Source organism: Streptomyces zinciresistens K42 (assembly GCF_000225525.1).
GTDB classification, from domain to species: Bacteria; Actinomycetota; Actinomycetes; order Streptomycetales; family Streptomycetaceae; genus Streptomyces; species Streptomyces zinciresistens.
The window spans coordinates 13,939-30,725 of record NZ_AGBF01000010.1; the positions used below are offsets into that span (position 1 = coordinate 13,939).

Annotated in this window: 18 protein-coding genes; 10 read left to right on the top strand and 8 right to left on the bottom strand. The window is 73.2% G+C overall.

Annotation, left to right across the window (positions count from 1 at the left end; all coding sequences use genetic code 11):
* Positions 1-9: 9 nt before the first annotated feature.
* The gene (locus SZN_RS05790) at positions 10-555 is read right to left on the bottom strand and encodes an RNA-binding S4 domain-containing protein (RefSeq protein WP_007492298.1); all 546 of its coding nucleotides are present in this window, start codon (positions 553-555) and stop codon (positions 10-12) included.
* A gap of 70 nt (positions 556-625) precedes the next feature.
* On the opposite strand from SZN_RS05790, the gene SZN_RS05795 reads away from it, so the two are divergent.
* From SZN_RS05795 to SZN_RS05810, 4 genes are all read left to right on the top strand, one after another.
* Positions 626-1,312, top strand: a complete 687-nt coding sequence (locus tag SZN_RS05795; protein ID WP_007492301.1) for a uracil-DNA glycosylase — start codon at positions 626-628, stop codon at positions 1,310-1,312.
* Positions 1,313-1,413: 101 nt separating this feature from the next.
* The gene (pip, locus tag SZN_RS05800; RefSeq protein ID WP_007492303.1) at positions 1,414-2,367 is read left to right on the top strand and encodes a prolyl aminopeptidase; all 954 of its coding nucleotides are present in this window, start codon (positions 1,414-1,416) and stop codon (positions 2,365-2,367) included.
* Between the two features lie 181 nt (positions 2,368-2,548).
* Positions 2,549-3,238, top strand: a complete 690-nt coding sequence (locus tag SZN_RS05805; protein WP_007492305.1) for a DUF899 domain-containing protein — start codon at positions 2,549-2,551, stop codon at positions 3,236-3,238.
* 156 nt (positions 3,239-3,394) lie between these two features.
* Entirely contained in the window at positions 3,395-3,577 is a 183-nt protein-coding gene (locus SZN_RS05810; RefSeq protein WP_043728649.1) for a hypothetical protein, read from the top strand.
* 15 nt (positions 3,578-3,592) lie between these two features.
* On the opposite strand, the gene SZN_RS05815 is transcribed toward SZN_RS05810, so the two are convergent.
* The 3 genes from SZN_RS05815 to SZN_RS05825 form a co-directional block, all read right to left on the bottom strand.
* Positions 3,593-5,536: an ABC transporter ATP-binding protein gene (locus SZN_RS05815; RefSeq protein ID WP_007492309.1), complete on the bottom strand. Its 1,944-nt coding sequence runs from the start codon at positions 5,534-5,536 to the stop codon at positions 3,593-3,595.
* 369 nt (positions 5,537-5,905) lie between these two features.
* Positions 5,906-6,337, bottom strand: coding sequence for a hypothetical protein (locus SZN_RS05820; RefSeq protein ID WP_043728597.1), 432 nt, complete (start codon positions 6,335-6,337; stop codon positions 5,906-5,908).
* Positions 6,328-7,002, bottom strand: coding sequence for an ATP-binding protein (locus tag SZN_RS05825; protein WP_050815013.1), 675 nt, complete (start codon positions 7,000-7,002; stop codon positions 6,328-6,330). Before SZN_RS05825 ends, SZN_RS05820 begins: the two co-directional genes overlap by 10 nt.
* A 284-nt stretch (positions 7,003-7,286) precedes the next feature.
* On the opposite strand from SZN_RS05825, the gene SZN_RS05830 reads away from it, so the two are divergent.
* From SZN_RS05830 to SZN_RS05840, 3 genes are all read left to right on the top strand, one after another.
* Positions 7,287-8,147 carry a helix-turn-helix domain-containing protein gene (locus tag SZN_RS05830; protein WP_007492315.1) on the top strand — a complete coding sequence of 287 codons (861 nt, stop codon included), beginning with the start codon at positions 7,287-7,289 and terminating at the stop codon, positions 8,145-8,147.
* Complete coding sequence (locus tag SZN_RS05835) at positions 8,148-8,402, top strand: DUF397 domain-containing protein (protein WP_007492317.1); 255 nt, start codon at positions 8,148-8,150, stop codon at positions 8,400-8,402.
* A 155-nt stretch (positions 8,403-8,557) separates the two neighbouring features.
* Positions 8,558-9,373 (top strand): SAM-dependent methyltransferase, encoded by an 816-nt coding sequence (locus SZN_RS05840; protein WP_086021336.1) that lies wholly within the window; start codon positions 8,558-8,560, stop codon positions 9,371-9,373.
* 208 nt (positions 9,374-9,581) lie between these two features.
* Here the strand turns inward: SZN_RS05840 and SZN_RS05845 are convergent, their stop codons facing one another.
* The 3 genes from SZN_RS05845 to SZN_RS05855 form a co-directional block, all read right to left on the bottom strand.
* Positions 9,582-11,069, bottom strand: coding sequence for a glutamate synthase subunit beta (locus SZN_RS05845; RefSeq protein ID WP_007492323.1), 1,488 nt, complete (start codon positions 11,067-11,069; stop codon positions 9,582-9,584).
* Between the two features lie 157 nt (positions 11,070-11,226).
* Positions 11,227-11,706: an anthrone oxygenase family protein gene (locus SZN_RS05850; protein ID WP_007492325.1), complete on the bottom strand. Its 480-nt coding sequence runs from the start codon at positions 11,704-11,706 to the stop codon at positions 11,227-11,229.
* Positions 11,707-11,974: 268 nt separating this feature from the next.
* Positions 11,975-12,676 (bottom strand): DUF2293 domain-containing protein, encoded by a 702-nt coding sequence (locus tag SZN_RS05855; protein WP_043728601.1) that lies wholly within the window; start codon positions 12,674-12,676, stop codon positions 11,975-11,977.
* A gap of 103 nt (positions 12,677-12,779) precedes the next feature.
* Here SZN_RS05855 and SZN_RS05860 point away from each other — a divergent pair, with 103 nt between their 5' ends.
* A complete protein-coding gene (locus SZN_RS05860; RefSeq protein ID WP_007492328.1) occupies positions 12,780-13,412 on the top strand; it encodes a nucleoside/nucleotide kinase family protein in 633 nt (210 codons plus the stop codon).
* Positions 13,413-13,721: 309 nt separating this feature from the next.
* Positions 13,722-14,159, top strand: coding sequence for a CBS domain-containing protein (locus SZN_RS05865; protein ID WP_007492330.1), 438 nt, complete (start codon positions 13,722-13,724; stop codon positions 14,157-14,159).
* Between the two features lie 103 nt (positions 14,160-14,262).
* Here the strand turns inward: SZN_RS05865 and corA are convergent, their stop codons facing one another.
* On the bottom strand, positions 14,263-15,390 hold the full coding sequence (corA, locus tag SZN_RS05870; RefSeq protein ID WP_007492332.1) for a magnesium/cobalt transporter CorA: 1,128 nt from the start codon (positions 15,388-15,390) through the stop codon (positions 14,263-14,265).
* A 469-nt stretch (positions 15,391-15,859) separates the two neighbouring features.
* On the opposite strand from corA, the gene SZN_RS05875 reads away from it, so the two are divergent.
* Entirely contained in the window at positions 15,860-16,666 is an 807-nt protein-coding gene (locus SZN_RS05875) for a methyltransferase (protein ID WP_007492333.1), read from the top strand.
* The last annotated feature ends 121 nt before the right edge of the window (positions 16,667-16,787 follow it).

Below are 16,787 nucleotides of genomic sequence, written 5' to 3' on the forward strand. Positions count from 1 at the left end.
GTGGGCAGGTCACCGGTGGTCGCCCGGCCGGGGTGAGCCGGTGCCCATGACGCCGCGCAGGCGCTCCATCTCGCGCCGGTCCCGCTTGGTCGGCCGGCCCGCGCCGCGGTCGCGGATCCCGGCCGGGGCGACCGCCTCGCGCGGCGGGGGAGGCGGCGAGTTGTCGACGTAGCACTCGACCGCCACGGGCGCGCCGACCCGCTTGCGGATCAGCCGCTTGACGACGACGATCCGCTCGCGGTTCTCCTGCCGGACCCGGACCTCGTCGCCCACGCGCAGGGAGTGCGACGGCTTCACGCTCTGGCCGTTCACCCGCACATGGCCGCCCTTGCAGGCCGCGGCACCCATGGACCGGGTCTTGACCAGGCGTACGGACCAGATCCAGCTGTCCACCCGCACGGACTCGCCCTGGTGCGCACCGGCGGCCTCGGCCGCGGCGACGGCCGCCGCGCCCTCCCCGCCGCCCGCCTGCCCGGCGCCGGCCTTCGCCGTGCCCTCGCCGCCCTTGGTGTCCTGGACGCCCTGGTCGCGCCGGTTGTTCTCGTCCCGAGCCATACCCCGACCTTAGCCCGCCCGGGTCGCTCCCGGACCGCGTTCCGGGGCCGGGCGGCCGTACGGTGGAGGCATGGACGCCCTCGCCGACCTGGACCTGCGGATCGCGGGCTGCCGGGCCTGCCCTCGGCTGGTCGACTGGCGCGAGGAGGTCGCGCGCACCAAGCGTGCCGCCTTCGCGGACGAGACGTACTGGGGCCGCCCGGTGCCCGGTTTCGGCCCGCCCGACGCCCGGCTGCTGATCGTCGGTCTGGCCCCGGCCGCGCACGGCGGGAACCGGACCGGGCGGATGTTCACCGGCGACCGCTCCGGTGACGTGCTGTACCGGGCGCTCCACGACGAGGGGCTGGCCTCGCAGCCCACCTCGGTGGCCCTCGGGGACGGCCTGGAACTGAGGGGCGTGCGCGTCACGTCGCCCGTGCACTGCGCCCCGCCGGCCAACAAGCCCACCCCGGGCGAGCGGGAGACCTGCCGCCCGTGGCTCGTGCGCGAGCTGGGGCTGCTGCGGCCGACGTTGCGGTCGGTGGTCGTGCTGGGCGCCTTCGGCTGGCAGGCGACGCTGCCCGCGCTGGCCCAGGCGGGCTGGAGCGTGCCCCGGCCCCGGCCGGCGTTCGCGCACGGGACGCACGTCCCGCTGGACGGCCTGGACCTCTACGGCTGCTTCCACGTCAGCCGGCGCAACACCTCCACGGGCCGGCTCACCCCCGCGATGCTGCGGGAGGTGCTGCGCGCGGCGGCCCGCAAGGCCGCTCTCCGTTGAGCCGCCTGCAATCGGGACGACAGGGGGAGGAAGGCGAGGCCAGTGCTGTGGCCGGGAGGGTTAGCCGGTGAACCCTCCCGGTCACCGCGCTAGGGTGGCGGATGCCCCTCTACCCTGAGATCGAACCGTACGACCACGGCCTGCTCGACGTGGGCGACGGCAACCGCGTGTACTGGGAGGTCTGCGGCAACCCGGACGGCAAGCCGGCGGTGGTGCTGCACGGAGGGCCCGGCTCCGGGTGCACCCCGTGGGCGCGCCGCCTCTTCGACCCCGCCGTGTACCGGATCGTGCTGCTCGACCAGCGGGGCGCGAAGCGCTCGACCCCGCCCGCGAGCGCCTACGGCACCGACATGAGCGTCAACACGATGCCCAAGCTGATCGCCGACCTGGAGCTGCTGCGCCGCCACCTCGGCATCGAACGGTGGCTGGTGTGGGGTGTCTCCTTCGGAGCGGCCCTGGGGCTGCGCTACGCCCAGACGCATCCGCGGGCCGTCTCGGAGATGGTCCTCACCGGTGTCACGACCGGCTCGGACGCCGAAGTCGCCCTGCTGACAAGGGGACTGGGGCGGATCTTCCCGGCCGCCTTCGAACGGTTCGTCGGTGAACTGCCCGCCGAGGAACGCTCCGGGAACCTCGCCGCCGCCTACGCCCGGCTGCTGGAGTCGCCCGACGCAGCGGTGCGCGAGCGGGCCGCGCGGGCCTGGACGGACTGGGAGACGGCGATCGTCCCGGCGCCGCCGAGGTCGATCGAGCGCTTCGAGGACCCCGACTTCCGGACGGGGTTCGCCCGGACGGTCACCCACTACTGGGGCAACGGCCACTTCCTGGACGCGGGGGACGCGGTCCTGCGCGACGCGCACCTGCTCAAGGACATCCCCGGCACCCTCGTGCAGGGCGGCCTCGACCTCGGCAATCTGCTCGGCATCGTCTGGCGGCTCCATCACGCCTGGCCGGGAAGCGAGTTGGTGACGGTCGAGGACGCCGGCCACGAGGCGGGGGCGACGGGCGTCGCGGACGCGATGGTGACGGCCACGGACCGCTACGCCCGACACTGACCCGCGCACTCCGGCCGAACCACCCGCCGCCGCAGAGGAACTGACGGTTCGTGTGCGGCGGCCCGGTGGTGGGTTGGTGCATCCGTGGCGCTGTGTTCGGGGGAAGTCTCCGGCGAGGCGATGAGTTCCGCCGCTCTCGCCGGTCACCACCCCGGACGGAACGTCGCACTGGAGGGTGCCCATGTCGCTGCCGGAGATCGTCTCGCGTGCTCAGTGGCTCCTGGCGCGCGAGGAGTTGCTGGCCCAGGAGAAGGCCGTCACCCGCGCGCGGGACGCGGTCAACGCCGAGCGGCGCAGACTGCCCATGGTCGAGATCGGCGAGGAGTACGTCTTCGAGGGCGGTGACGGCAAGGCCACGCTGCTCGACCTGTTCGAGGGACGGCACCAACTCGTCGTCCACCACTTCATGTTCGCCCCCGAGTGGGACGCCGGCTGCCGCGGCTGCGCGGCGTTCCTGGACCAGGTCGGCCATCCGGCGCATCTGCGGGCGCGCGGCACGACACTCGTGGCCGTCTCGCGGGCGCCGTTCACGAGGATCCTGCCGTTCAAGGCGCGGATGGGCTGGACCCTGCCCTGGTACTCCTCGCTCGGCAGCGACTTCAACCGCGACTTCGAGGCCACCCTGGAGGAGGGCGGCGAGCTGGTCGAACGGTCCGGTGTCAGCTGCTTCCTGCGCGACCGCGACCGGGTCTTCCACACCTACTCGACCCACGGGCGCGGGCTCGACGGACTGGGCTCGGCCAACGGCTTCCTCGACCTCACCGCGCTGGGCAGGCAGGAGGACTGGGAGGAACCCCGCGGCCGCTCCTCCGCGCTCGGCACGCCCACGGGCGGCGCCCGCGTCCGCTATCACGACGAGTACGAGTACTGACACACCACGTGGCCGTCCGTGATCGAGGGTGAGCGCCCGCTCGCACAGAGCGGTGAACCGGTGTCGGCTACGTCTCAGTACCGTCACCGGCCGAGGCCATCCACCCCTGTCAGGCGTTGACTCTCACAAGTACGACGCCAACGGAGGTACAGGATGGTGAACGGGCGGACAGTGCTCGAACGCTTTCCCGCGGGCGGGCCGCGCGGATCGTGGCCCGCGGAGGAGTTCGCGCACGCGCGGCGCATGGAGGGACTGCCCGCCGAGGTCGTCATGGACCTCGCGACGGACGCGTTCCTGGTGGTCGTCCGCCGCGACGGGGCGGCCGACGCGACGGCATGACGCCGGACGGCCGGGTCAGCCCGCCTCCGGGGCGGGCACCCGGGCGGTGAACTGCTCCGCCTGGAGCGCGTACAGCTCGGCGTACAGGCCACCGGTGGCCAGCAGCCCGTCGGGGGTGCCGGACTCCACGAGCCGCCCCTGGTCGAGCACGTGCACCAGATCGGCGTGGCGGACGGACGCGAGCCGGTGGGTGATGAGCACGACGGTCTGACCGGCCGAGGCCAGCGCCCGGATCTTGTCGAAGACCTCCACCTCGGCGCGGGCGTCGAGGGCCGCCGTGGGCTCGTCGACGATCAGGATGCGGCCGCGCCGGTAGGCGGCCCGCGCGATACCGAGCCGCTGCCACTGGCCGCCGGACATCTCGTGCCCGCCGTTGAACTGGCGGGCCAGCAGGGTGTCCAGGCCGTGCGGCAGGTCGGCCACCACCTCCTGCGCGCCCGCCTCGGCCAGGGACTCCGCGAGCCGTTCCTCGGTCAGGGGCGCGGAGGAGCGGCCGACGGCCACGTTGACCCGGGCGGTGAACGGCCAGCGCTTGAAGTCCTGGGCCACCATCGCGACGCGCTCGGCGAGCTGGTGCCGGTCGGCGCCGGCGGCGTCCACGTCGTCCCACAGGATGCGGCCCCGGTCCGGCGTGTACAGGCCGGCCAGCAGCTTCACCAGCGTCGTCTTGCCCGAGCCGTTCTCCCCGACGAGCGCGACGATCCGGCCGAGCGGGAGGGTGAGGGTGACGTCGTCCAGGGCCGGCCGGGCCGCGTCGCCGGGGTAGGAGAAGCTCACGTGCTCGAAGCGGACCTCGCGGGGGTCCTCGGGCAGCGGCTCGCCGCCCACCGGGATCGCCCGCTCGGCCGCCTCGGTGTACAGCCGCTGGAGATCGCCGACGAAGAGGGCCTCCTCGTGGAGCGCGTTGACCTCCAGGACGAGCGTGTCCAGGCTGGACGACCCGGTGCGGATCGCGATGACGGCCGTACCCGCCACGGCCAGCGCCATGGCGCCGGCGAGCAGCAGAGCGCCGAGCGTCGCGTACGTCGCGACGGCCGCGAGGCCCGTCCACGCCGCCGCGACCAGCCCCGTACGGGCCGCCAGCGCGGCCAGCCGCGCCTGCTCGGCCTCGGCCGTCTCCGCCATCGCGCGGTAGTGGCGCAGCAGGAACGGTCCGACGTCGTGCAGCCGGATCTCCGGCGCGGCGGCCGGTTCGGTCAGCAGCCCGCTGATCAGATGCCCGGCACGCGCGTGCTGCACCCAGGTGTGGAAGGACTCGTAGCGGCGCCGGGCGTTGGTCAGGGCGCTCCAGGCGCTGGGCAGCGTCATGGTGGCGAGCAGCGGCAGCAGGGCGGGGTGCAGCACGGTGAGCACACCGGCGGCGGCGATCAGCGAGATGGCGGCGTTCACCACCCGGGCGCTGTACGCGATCATGCGGCGGGCCGAGGCGGCGCCGTACTGCGCGGTGTCCAGCAGCTTGTGGAAGGCGTGGTCCTCGATCGCGGACAGCTCCACGGCCGCCGCCCGCTCCAGGTACAGCGTCGTCGCCACCCGTTCCACCTTGGGCTCCAGCCGGCCGGTGGCGTACGTCGAGGCCGCCCGCAGCAGGGTGGAGACCACCATGACGGCCGTCATGGCGACGAGCGCGGGAACGGCGCCGCGCAGCCGCTCCTCCAGGGCGCCGCCCGCGATCAGCCGCCCGAGGACGCTGTTCACGGCGAGCAGGCCGACCGCCTGCGCCAGTCCGCGTGCCACCTCGGCCGCGAGGACGGTCCGCGCGGCACGCCGGTCGGCCTGCCAGGCCAGCCGGAAGCTCTCCGCGAGCAGCGAGGGCAGCCGCCGCACCATGGCCCGCAGACTCAGTTCGAGGAAGGCGTCGTGGTGCTGGTTCCACCCCATGTCGTAGCGCAGAGGGCCCCCGAAGAGCAGCCGCTCCGACTCCGAGACCTCGGGGTCGACACCCCCGCGCTTCTTCGCCACGACCGGCTCCCCCCGACGGCTGCTGGTGACGAAGGGCCACTATGGCGGGGCGGCAGCGCGCGGGGGAGGGCGCGAGGGGGGTGGAAGGGTGCGCGCGGGCGTACGTCGACGGGGCGGGCGGGGTGACCGGGCGGGCCGGGGCGAACAGGCTGATCGGGCGGGCGTGGGCGACCGGGCTGATCGGACCGGCGGGGCTGCCGGGTGCGGCGGGGACGGCTGCGGCGGGACCGGGTGCGGCGGGACCGGGTGCGGGCGGCCGACGGGGTCAGGAACGGGCGGCCGGGCGGGGTGTCACGTGCTCGGCGGGGTGGGGCCGGGTCCGTGCGGAGCCGGGTCCGGGCATGGGTGGGGCCGGGTCCGGGCGGGGTGTCACGCGCTCAGCTGGCGGGACCAGATCGGCGTCGTCCCCATGACGCGGCACAGCGCCAGGTAGAGCGGGATCGGCGGCGTGTAGGGCACCGGCCCCTCGGGGCGGTGGATCAGGTGCGGGGTCTCCGAGACGACCGCGCCCGTCGAGTAGCGCACGGACTCCGGCCACTCCAGCGCGTAGTCGGAGTCGGACGGAACGATCCACCACCAGTGCGTGTCGTCGGCGTACACGCACCCCACGCGCGGGAGCCGGGGCAGTACCAGCGGACCGAAGCGGGCGGGAACCGCCACCGCGTCGCAGCCCAGGGGTGCCGTCATCCCCTCCGGAACGGGCAGGCGTCGCGGGGCGGCCGTCACGCGCATGCCGCGGCCAACACGGACCAGCGAGTCCAGGCTCATGACCTGACCGCCGGACGCGCCCCTCACAGCCATGCGGACCCCGTTTCCCCGTCGTGCCACGCCTGGGTGCCGTCCTCGTCGTCGGATCCCCCGGCGGGGCCCGGCTTGGGGCGCGACCCCCAGCCGAGGTCGTCGTGCGGACCGTCGCCGGTGCCCGGGGCGTCCCCGGAGCCGGCGCGGCGCGGCAGTTCGGCCCAGACGATCAGTCCGGCGCCGTGCTCCTGGGCTCCCCACGCGTCGCACAGGGCGTCGATGAGAAGCAGTCCCCGGCCGTGCTCGTCGTCGGGACGCGCGGCACCCGGGTGCGGTTCACCCGGCGCGCATCCTTCGTCGCGCACCGCTATGCGCACCAGCTCCGCGCCGTCACGCAGCTCGCACACTATGTGCTCGCTCGCGGTGTGCACGATGGCGTTGGTGACCAGCTCGGACACGACCAGAGCCGCCGTGTCGCAGGTGTCCTCGCACACCGACCAGCCGTGCAGACGCGCCTTGGTCAGGCGTCTGGCCTGGGCGGCGGAGCCCGGGTGCGCGGTCAGCTCGAAGCGGAACCGGCGCACGTCGGGAGCTTCGCGCCGGGAGTCGGCTCCCTCGCCCGCACGCGGAGCGGCCGGAGCGGGGGGACCTCCGTCGGTACCGAGGCCGTGAGGGACCAGGGCGGCGTCTGTTCCTAAGGGCGGGGACGGAATCACGCTTGCCACTATCGCCCCGCCGTGAACACTTGGCAAGTGTCACTCTGAAAAATGCAGAGTGCGGTGTGACTCTCTGGAAGGCCGTGGCACACTGCTCGCAACAGCATGTTGAGCGGCGCCAGTTGGGATCATCGGAGATCCGCCACGATCTTCGAACGGATCTTCGAATGGCGCCGTCGGCCTGTCGGTGATCAGTAGGTCTGTCAGGATTCAGTCGGTCTGTCGAGAATAAGTCGATCCTCGGGGCGCGGGAACCGTCCGGTCCTCAGGGATCCCGTTCGTGGAGGTGGAGCGTGAGCGAGCCGCGGTCCGCGCCGACGGTCGGCCAGGTCGTCCTCGGCCGGCGCCTGCTGGAGCTGCGGGAGAACGCCGGGCTGAAGCGCGAGGAGGCCGCCCGCATCCTCCGCGTCGCCCCCGCCACGGTCCGCCGTATGGAGATGGCCGAGGTCGGGCTGAAGATCCCGTACCTCCAGCTGCTCCTGAAGGCGTACGGCATCTCCGACGTGGAGGCGGAAGCCTTCGTCCTGCTGGCCGAGGAGGCCAACAAACCGGGCTGGTGGCAGCGCTTCCACGACATCCTGCCGGGCTGGTTCTCGATGTACGTGAGCCTGGAGGGCGCCGCCGCGCTCATCCGCTCCTACGAGCCCCACTTCGTGCCCGGCCTCCTCCAGACCGAGGAGTACGCGCGCGGTGTGCTGCGCTCCGGCGCCATCGGCCAGACCAGCCCCGACGACATCGAAGGCCATGTCGCTCTGCGTATGCAACGCCAGCAGTTGCTCACCCGCCAGGACGCGCCCCGGCTGTGGGTCGTGATGGACGAGACCGTGCTGCGCCGCCCCGTCGGCGGCCCGGAGGTGATGCGTGCCCAGATCGACAGACTGCTCGACACCACGAAGCTGCCCAACGTCACGCTCCAGGTGGCCCCGTTCTCCAGCGGGCCGCACCCCGGCACGTACGGGCCCTTCGTGCTGTTCCGATTCGCCGTGCCGGAACTGCCCGACATGGTCTACAGCGAGTACCTGACCGGCGCCGTCTATCTCGACGCGCGCACCGAGGTGGCCACCCATCTCGAGGTCATGGACCGCATGGCGGCGCAGGCCGCTACGGCACATCGCACGAAGGAGATCCTCCGGGATCTCCGCAAGGAGCTGTGAATGGATCGCATCAAGCCGCGCATAAGCGTCTACAACGGCATGCCCGCGCGGGACTTGGGCAGTGAAGGCTGGCACAAGCCGTGGAGCGGCGGCAACGGAGGCAACTGCCTGGAGGCGATGAAGCTCGCCGACGGCCGGATCGCCGTCCGTCAGTCGACGGACCCGGACGGACCCGCGCTGATCTACACCACGGACGAGATGACGGCGTTCATCGAGGGCGCCAAGGCGGGGAAGGCGGACTTCCTGCTGTCCTGACCCGCACCACCGCTTGCCACCCCCCACTTCCCTTGCCACCCCCTCTTCCTTCCCTCCAGGTGACCCCCGATCCCCGATCCCCGTGCTCTCTATGGTTCCACTGGTGAATTCCCTTATTTTGGTGCTGAGTTGCTTAATCCGTGTTCTCTGACCTCATGGAGCTCGTCATGACCGGGCCGCGTCCCGTCGAGATCGACACCAGCAAGCCCCATCCCGCGCGGATGTACGACTGGTACCTCGGCGGGAAGGACAACTATCCCGTCGACGAGGCCATGGGCCGCCAGATGCTCGTCCTGGACCCCCGGGTGCCGGTGATGGCTCGGGTCAACCGCGCCTTCATGCAGCGTGCGACCCGATGGCTCGCCGAGCACGGCGTCCGCCAGTTCCTGGACATCGGGACCGGCATACCGACCGAGCCGAACCTCCACCAGATCGCCCAGCGCGTCGCTCCGGACGCGCGCGTCGTCTACTGCGACAACGACCCCATCGTGCTCGCGCACGCCGGGGCCCTCCTGCGCGGCACGGACGCCGGGGCCACCGAGTACCTCCAGGCCGACGTCCGCGACCCGGACGCCATCCTCGAAGGCGCCCGCAAGGTACTCGACCTCAGCCGTCCGGTGGCCCTCTCGCTCGTCGCGCTGCTCCACTTCGTCCCCGACGACGACGGTGCCCACGAGCTGGTCGGGCGGCTGCTGTCCGCACTGCCCTCCGGCAGCCATCTGGTGATCACACACGCCACCGCCGACTTCACCCCCGAGGAGTCCGCGGCGGCGACCGAGAAGCTCAGGGCCGCGGGCGTCACGCTGGCCCTGCGCTCCCGGGAGGAGTTCACCCGCTTCTTCGACGGCCTCGACCTCGTCGAGCCCGGCGTCGAGGTGCCCCACCGCTGGCACCCCGAGCTGGGCGACCCGGTACCCGGCCAGGAGGAGGGGGTCATCCCCGGCTACGGGGCGGTGGCCCGCAAGCCGTAGCGGGCCCCGAGGATCTGGCCCGGGGGTGCGCTCGGGTGAGCTGGCTCGGGGGGTGTGCCCGGGGGAGTGGGCCCCGGGCAGCGGGCACTGTTCGGGCCCGCCGGGTGTGCAGGCGCGGGGCGTGACGTGGCGGGCGAAGGCGCGTGACGTGGCGGGCAAGGGGGCGTGACGTGGCGGGCAAGGGGGGCCCGCCGTCACGCCGTGCCCGTCAGACGGCCATGGGGCGGTCGTACGGGGAGATGGGTGCCGGCAGCCTCGAACTCCCCGTCAGATAGCGGTCGACCGCCGCCGCCACCGCCCGCCCCTCGGCGATCGCCCACACGACGAGCGACTGGCCGCGGGCCGCGTCCCCCGCCGCGAACACCCCCGGCGCGCTGGTGGCGAAGCCCGCGTCCCGCCTGACCGTCCCGCGCGGCTCCAGGTCCAGCCCCAGCTGCTCGACGAGTCCGTCCGCACGGTCCGGCCCGGAGAAGCCGAGGGCGAGCAGCACCAGGTCGGCGGGCAGGATCCGCTCGGTGCCCGGCACCGGGCCGCGCCGCGCGTCCACCTCGACCAGCCGCAGCCACCGCACATGCCCCGCCTCGTCGCCGGTGAAGCGCAGGGTGGAGGCGGCGAACAGCCGCGCGTCGGCGTCCGCCGCGGGCGCGGTCCGCAGGTCGCGCGCCTCCTCGTGCGCCGCCGACAGCCGGTAGACCTTCGGATACGTCGGCCAGGGCTCGGCGTCGTCGTCGCGCTCGGTGTCCGGCAGGGCGTAGATGTCCAGCTGGGTCACGGACGCGGCGCCCTCCCGCACCGCCGTGCCCAGGCAGTCCGCTCCCGTGTCCCCGCCGCCGACGATGACCACGTGCTTCCCGGCCGCGGACATCGGGGACGACTCCAGATCCCCCTCGCAGACCCGGTTGGCCAGCGGCAGATAGGCCATGGCCTGCTCGATCCCCGCCAGCTCCCGCCCCGGCACGGGCAGTTCGCGCCAGGCCGTGGCCCCCGTCGCGACCACCACGGCGTCGTAGCGCGACCGCAGCTCGGCGGCCCCGATGTCCCGTCCCACCGCGGTCGACGCGCGGAACTTCGTCCCCTCGGCCCGCATCTGCTCGATCCGCCGCTCCAGATGGTGCTTCTCCATCTTGAAGGCGGGGATGCCGTAGCGCATCAGCCCGCCGATCCGGTCGTCCTTCTCGAAGACGGCGACCGTGTGCCCGGCCCGGGTCAGCTGCTGGGCGGCCGCGAGTCCGGCCGGCCCCGAGCCGATCACCGCGACGGTCCGTCCCGACAGGCGGTCGGGCGGGCGCGGCGGCGCGAAGCCGTCCGCCCACGCGCGGTCGGCGACGGCGCACTCCACGTTCTTGATGGTGACGGCCGGCTGGTTGATCGCCAGGACGCAGCCCGCCTCGCAGGGCGCCGGGCACAACCGGCCGGTGAACTCCGGGAAGTTGTTCGTCGCGTGCAGCCGGTCCGCCGCGGCCCGCCAGTCCTCGCGCGAGACGAGGTCGTTCCACTCGGGGATCAGGTTGCCCAGCGGACAGGCGTCGTGGCAGAAGGGGATGCCGCAGTCCATGCAACGGTCGGCCTGCCTGCTGATGATCGGCAGCAACGCCCCCGGCACGTACACCTCGTCCCAGTCCCCGACCCGCTCCTCGACCGGCCGGCGCGGCCAGTCCTGCCGGGGGGTGGTCAGGAAACCCTTGGGATCGGCCATGGCCGTCTTCTCTCACGTGAGCGCACCCTTCCGGTCACGATACGTCCCACCCGGCATGCGCGCAGGGTGGGGGACAGCGCTTTCTCACCTGGGTGTTCCCCGGGATCGGGATCGCGGCGGCGCCTGGGTGCTCCCCGGGATCGCGGCGGCGCCCCCGTCAGCTCAGTGCCAGGGCGTACGCCACCGTCGCGGCGGCCGAGGCGACCGTACGGACGTGGTTCCATGCCGTCCACTCGCGCACGTACACCGTCCAGTACTCCGCCGCCCGCGGGGTGCCGGCCTCCAGCCCGGCCAGGGTCTCGTTGCGGGGCACGTTCGCCGCCATCGTCACGCCCAGGCTGCCGAACAGATACAGCGCGCTGCCGACCAGCAGCTCGCCTCTCGCCTCGTCCGGCCAGAGCACGAACGTCACCACGGCGATCACCGCGCACAGCACCGCCGTCCCGAGGAACACCAGCATGAACGCCGGTGTCAGCGCGCTCACGTTGATCGCCTTCATCGCTGCGACGCCCTGAGCGGGCGGAAGCGCCGCGAGCCCGCGCATCACGAAGGTCGAGAACGCGCAGAACACCCCGGCGACCAGGCCGGTCCCCACCACACCGAGCACGATCAGTACGAAGTACGGTCCATCGATCATGTCAACGTCAACTCCCCTGTTCCGCCGGGATCCTGCCCGGCCCCGCCGCTCATCACCAGTGAATTCCCGTACGGGCTCGGCGCCCACGGCCGGGCGACGCGAGCCCCTGCGCGACCGACCGGGGGACCCTGGACGGCTCGGACGGCTCGGACGGCTCGGACGGTTCGGACGGTTCGGACGGTTCGGACGGCTTGGACGGCTTGGACGGCTTGGACGGGCTGGACCGTCCTGACGGGCTGCGGGGGCTCGCCGTCAGTCCACTGCTCCGTCAGTGCGCCGCTTCCGTGGCCGGTGCCGCACGCCAGGCACGCAGCGTCGTGTGCACCGTCGCGGCGATCAGGCGCCGGGCCTCGTGGCGCGGCGTCCCGCCCATCAGCAGGTCGTCGTACGGCGAGTCCAGATGCCGTACCGACGCCGCGACGGCCGAGGTCACCGCGGCCTCGGACAACGCCCGCCCCGCCGCGCTGCGCCCCACACGTCCGCTGCCCCGTGCCGACGCGTGCAGGGCGATGTCCCGCGCCCGGTCCGCCGGGCAGCCCGGGAACAGCCGCCGTACCTCGGCCGCGAACGCCTCCGCGAACCGCACGTCCTCCCGCTCCCGGCGCCGCGCGTCCCGGGCCCGCCGCCGGCGACGGGCCTCCGCGTCGGCCAGGCACCGCCGCTCGGCGCGGACGAGCCCCGACTCCTCGACGAGGACGCCCTGGCGCTCGTAACGACTCCTGCGCCGGCTGAACCGCACCACCACCGCCGACAGCGTGCTCTCCTCCTGTGCCCGGCGGGTCAACGCCGCGTCCCCGCGCGGCAGGAACACCAGATGCCCGAGATCGGCGCAGTCCAGGCACCGGGGCGCCCCGTCCTCCCACACGAGCAGCGACAGCGGGCCCGCGTGGCACTCCGCGCAGTGGCGCCGCTTGAGCGGCTGGACGACGACGGGCCCGGACCGGGCCGCCGGGACCACAGGTGACGGCATGGGGCCCTCCTTCCCTCCGGAGCCGTCCGCGGCACGTGTCCGGGCGGGCGAGCGGGCACCGTCGCCGTCCTCCACCCGTCCGCCCTGTCGCATGATGGGCCGTGTGCGACTCGAAGCGATCACCTGGGACCGGCTCGCCGACCGGCTGGCCGACCGGATCCTGGACCTGAAGCCGGGCGACGGCGGCGGGCGGCCGCGCGTCGCCCTCGACGGCGCCCCGGCGGCCCGCCCCGGTGACCTCGCCGAGCGCGTGGGGGAGGCCCTGCGCGTACGGGGGCGTCCCGCGCTCACTGTCGGCACCGACGGCTTCCTGCGCCCCGCCTCGGTCCGCCTGGAGTACGGCCACCGCGACGTGGACTCCTTCTACGACGGCTGGTCCGACACGGGTGCCCTGTGGCGCGAGGTCTTCGGCCCCCTCGAACCCGGCGGCGACGGCCGCGTCCTGCCCGACCTGTGGGACCCCGTCGCCGACCGGGCCACGCGCAGTCCCTACGTCCAACTCCCTGTTGGTGGAGTGTTGTTGCTGCATGGCCCCCTCCTGCTGCGTCACTGGTTCCCCTTCGATCTGACCGTCCATGTCCTGCTGTCACCCGGCGCGCTGCGCCGCCGCACCTCCGAGGCCGAGCACTGGACCCTCCCCGCGTTCGACCGCTACGACCGCGAGACCGACCCGTCCGGCACGGCCGACGTGCTGGTCCGCGCCGACGATCCCCGGCACCCCGCCTGGAACGGCTGACCGGTTCGCGTCGTGCGGCCCTCGGCGTGTCCTGTTGCGCGGACAGGAAAGATCCGCGAAGCAGGCTCGCCTGCCGCCTGCCGCCTGCCGCCTGCCGCCTGCCGCCTGCCGCCTGCCGCCTGCCGCCTGCCGCCTGCCGCCTGCCGCCTGCCGCCTGCCGCGGCCGTCCTTTCCACCACGCGGCACGCGGTGCGTTCGTCGCCGCCCGGTTCCGGGTGCAGGCCGCGCGGCGCACGGCGAGAATGAAGGGCGCCGGGACTTGCGGTGCCGCCCGCGCCGCGCCGGCCGTCCGGCACCGGGAGGTACTCCATGACCACAGCCGCAGACATCATGCACCGCGGCGCCCAGTGGATCCCCGCCCACGAGACCCTGGACCGCGCGGCCCAGCTGATGCGTGAGCTGGGCGTGGGAGCCCTGCCCATCAGCGACCAGAACGAACGGCTCTGCGGCATCCTGACCGACCGCGACATCGTGGTCGGCTGCGTGGCCATGGGCCACGACCCGGGCCAGGTCACCGCCGGTGAGATGGCCCAGGGCACCCCGCGCTGGATCGAGGCGGACGCCGACATCGGCGACGTGCTCCGCGAGATGACGGACCACCAGATCCGTCGGCTCCCGGTCATCGAGAACAAGCGGCTGGTCGGCATGATCAGCGAGGCCGACCTCGCCCGCAGCCTCCCGGAGGGCGACATCGGCCACTGGGCCGAGAGCGTCTACGCCGGCAACACGGAGCCCACGACCCGCTGATCTGCCGCAACTGCCGGGCGTCCGACCGCCGGGCCACCGCTGGCCCTTCTCCGCCGCCCGGCCGTGCCGGTTGCCGTCGTGGTGGAGCCGTCCGCGTCTGCCGTCAGAGCCATCCGTTGCGCCGGAAGCCGCGGTGCAGCGCCGTGCACGCCACCGCTATCACGCCGATGACCAGTGGATAACCGAACGACCAGCGCAGCTCCGGCATGTACTCGAAGTTCATGCCGTAGACCCCGCACACCATCGTCGGCACGGCGATGATCGCGGCCCACGCCGTGATCTTCCGCATGTCCGCGTTCTGCGCCACGGTGACCTGGGCCAGGTGCGCCTGAAGGATCGAGTTCAGCAGTTCGTCGAACGCGGCGATCTGCTCTGTGGCCCGCAGCAGGTGGTCGGAGACATCGCGGAAGTATGCCTGTATCTCCGCGTCCACCACCCGGATCGGCACCGCGGCCAGTTCCTCCAGCGGGCGGCTCAACGGCACCACGGCCCGCTTCAGTTCCAGCAGTTCACGCTTGAGCTGGTAGATGCGCCCCGGGTCCGTCCGCGCGCCGTCCTCCGCGAAGACGTCCGTCTCGACCTCGTCGATGTCCTCCTGCACCGAGTCGATGACGCTGAGGTAGTCGTCCACCACGTGGTCGGCGATCGCGTGCAGCACCGCGGCCGGCCCCTTCTTCAGCTGCTCGGGGTCGGCCTCCAGTTCCTCGCGCAGGGGACCGAGCGAGCCGTGCCGTCCGTGCCGCACGGTGATCACGAAGTCGTGGCCGACGAACACCATGATCTCGCCCGTGTTCACGACCTCGCTGGTCGCCGTCAGCTTCTCGTGCTCGACATAGCAGACCGACTTGAACACCGCGAACAGCGTCTCGTCGTAGCGCTCCAGCTTGGGCCGCTGATGTGCCTCGATCGCGTCCTCGACGGCGAGCGGGTGCAGGTCGAACAGCTCCGCGATCCCCGCGAACTCCTCGTCCGTCGGTTCGTGGAGGCCAAGCCACACGAAACCCGCACCCCGCTTGCGGACCTTCTGGACCGCCTCGACCAGGTCGCCGCTCTCCAGGACCCGCACGCCGCCCCTGTACGTCACGCAGTTCACCACCGAGGAACCCAGCGGGGACCGGGCCGGGTGGCTCAGGTCGACGCGCGGACGCCGCCGGGCCAGCCGTGCCACTCTGCGCAGGCCGTTGACCTTGCCGAGGCTCGTGACCTTCCGCAGATTCCCTGCCATGGACATCCGGGTCTCCTCGCGTGCATCCCCTGTGCGGCGCACCGCGCCTCCAGGGCGCTCCTGCCCCTTCGACCCGCTCACGATGCGCCGCGTATCTTCCGCCGTGGCCAGCCAGTTTGCCAGGCCGAGGAAAAACGCGGGCAAGCCTGTGGGAGCAGGGCATTCCGCTTGGTTCCCGGCTGTGGACGAACCGTCGCCTCCCACGGCGTGACCGGGTCCCGGGTGGGTGGCTGCGGGGCCGGGACCCGGGTCAGTGAGTGCCGGCGGCGAGAACGAGGTGCGTGGTTCGGCGGTCTGCGGTCTGCCCCCTCGTCCGTCTCCCGTCGCCGGTCGTCGGCCGCCCGTCGCCGGTCGGCAGGTGCGCTGGCCGCGGTCGCGGGCCGCGCACCCGCCGGGTTGTCGTGAGGGGAATTCGACGGCTCGCGGCCGAGCGTCGTCCTCTCCGGACATGGCGGGCAACTGGGATGATCGGCGCATGACGCGAACCGACGGGTATCTCCTCGACAACCGGCAGGCCGAGGCAGCCGAGCGCTTCGACGCCTTCGCCGCTCTCTTCGACCCCACGACGTTCCGGCACCTCGAACGGCTCGGCGTCGGTCCCGGCTGGCGCTGCTGGGAGGTGGGCGCCGGCGGTACCTCGGTGGTGTCCTGGCTGGCCAAGAAGGTCGGCCCGACCGGGCGCGTCGTCGCCACCGACATCGACACCGCGCTGCTCATTCCGGCCGCGCGCCCGCCGGTCGAGGTGCGTGTGCACGACGTCGCCGTCGACGAGCCTCCCGGGGAGGGCTTCGACCTGGTGCACGCCCGCCTCGTGCTGGTGCATGTGCCCGACCGCGAAAGGGCGTTGCGGTCCATGATCGAGGCCCTGCGTCCGGGCGGCCGCCTCCTGATCGAGGACGCAGACCCCGCCCTCCAGCCCCTGCTCTGCCCCGACGAGCACGGACCGGCACAGCAGCTCGCGAACCGGTTGCGCAACGGCTTCCGCGACCTGCTCGCCGCCCGCGGCGCTGACCTCTCCTACGGCCGCACACTTCCGCGGCTGCTCCGGACCGCGGGGCTCCAGCGGGTGGAGGCCGACGCCTACTTCCCGGTCGCCTCGGCCGCCTGCGCCGCCCTGGAGTCGGCCACCGTGCGTCAGATCCGCGACCGGTTGGTCACCGAGGGCCTGGCCACCGACGCGGAGATCGACCGCCACCTCGCCAACATCGCGACCGGTGACATGGATCTGGCCACCGCTCCGATGATCTCGGCGTGGGGACGCACGGCACCGGAGGAGATCTGAGGCCGACCGCCTCCCAACCCCACCCCCGGCACCGGCCTCCACCCCCGGCCCGGCCGCGGTCCCAGGCGGCCCGTCACCTCGGCCCGGCCGCAGTCCCAGGCGGCCCGGCACCTCGGCCCAG

What these genes read in the sequence shown, in the direction of transcription:
- SZN_RS05795 (WP_007492301.1), top strand. Translation starts at nt 626, where the DNA reads ATGGACGCCCTCGCCGACCTGGACCTGCGGATCGCGGGCTGCCGGGCC.
- SZN_RS05875 (WP_007492333.1), top strand. Translation starts at nt 15,860, where the DNA reads ATGACGCGAACCGACGGGTATCTCCTCGACAACCGGCAGGCCGAGGCA.
- SZN_RS05845 (WP_007492323.1), bottom strand. Translation starts at nt 11,069, where the DNA reads ATGGCCGATCCCAAGGGTTTCCTGACCACCCCCCGGCAGGACTGGCCG.
- SZN_RS05835 (WP_007492317.1), top strand. Translation starts at nt 8,148, where the DNA reads ATGGATCGCATCAAGCCGCGCATAAGCGTCTACAACGGCATGCCCGCG.
- corA (WP_007492332.1), bottom strand. Translation starts at nt 15,390, where the DNA reads ATGTCCATGGCAGGGAATCTGCGGAAGGTCACGAGCCTCGGCAAGGTC.
- SZN_RS05865 (WP_007492330.1), top strand. Translation starts at nt 13,722, where the DNA reads ATGACCACAGCCGCAGACATCATGCACCGCGGCGCCCAGTGGATCCCC.
- SZN_RS05790 (WP_007492298.1), bottom strand. Translation starts at nt 555, where the DNA reads ATGGCTCGGGACGAGAACAACCGGCGCGACCAGGGCGTCCAGGACACC.
- pip (WP_007492303.1), top strand. Translation starts at nt 1,414, where the DNA reads ATGCCCCTCTACCCTGAGATCGAACCGTACGACCACGGCCTGCTCGAC.
- SZN_RS05840 (WP_086021336.1), top strand. Translation starts at nt 8,558, where the DNA reads ATGGAGCTCGTCATGACCGGGCCGCGTCCCGTCGAGATCGACACCAGC.
- SZN_RS05820 (WP_043728597.1), bottom strand. Translation starts at nt 6,337, where the DNA reads ATGGCTGTGAGGGGCGCGTCCGGCGGTCAGGTCATGAGCCTGGACTCG.
- SZN_RS05850 (WP_007492325.1), bottom strand. Translation starts at nt 11,706, where the DNA reads ATGATCGATGGACCGTACTTCGTACTGATCGTGCTCGGTGTGGTGGGG.
- SZN_RS05805 (WP_007492305.1), top strand. Translation starts at nt 2,549, where the DNA reads ATGTCGCTGCCGGAGATCGTCTCGCGTGCTCAGTGGCTCCTGGCGCGC.
- SZN_RS05855 (WP_043728601.1), bottom strand. Translation starts at nt 12,676, where the DNA reads ATGCCGTCACCTGTGGTCCCGGCGGCCCGGTCCGGGCCCGTCGTCGTC.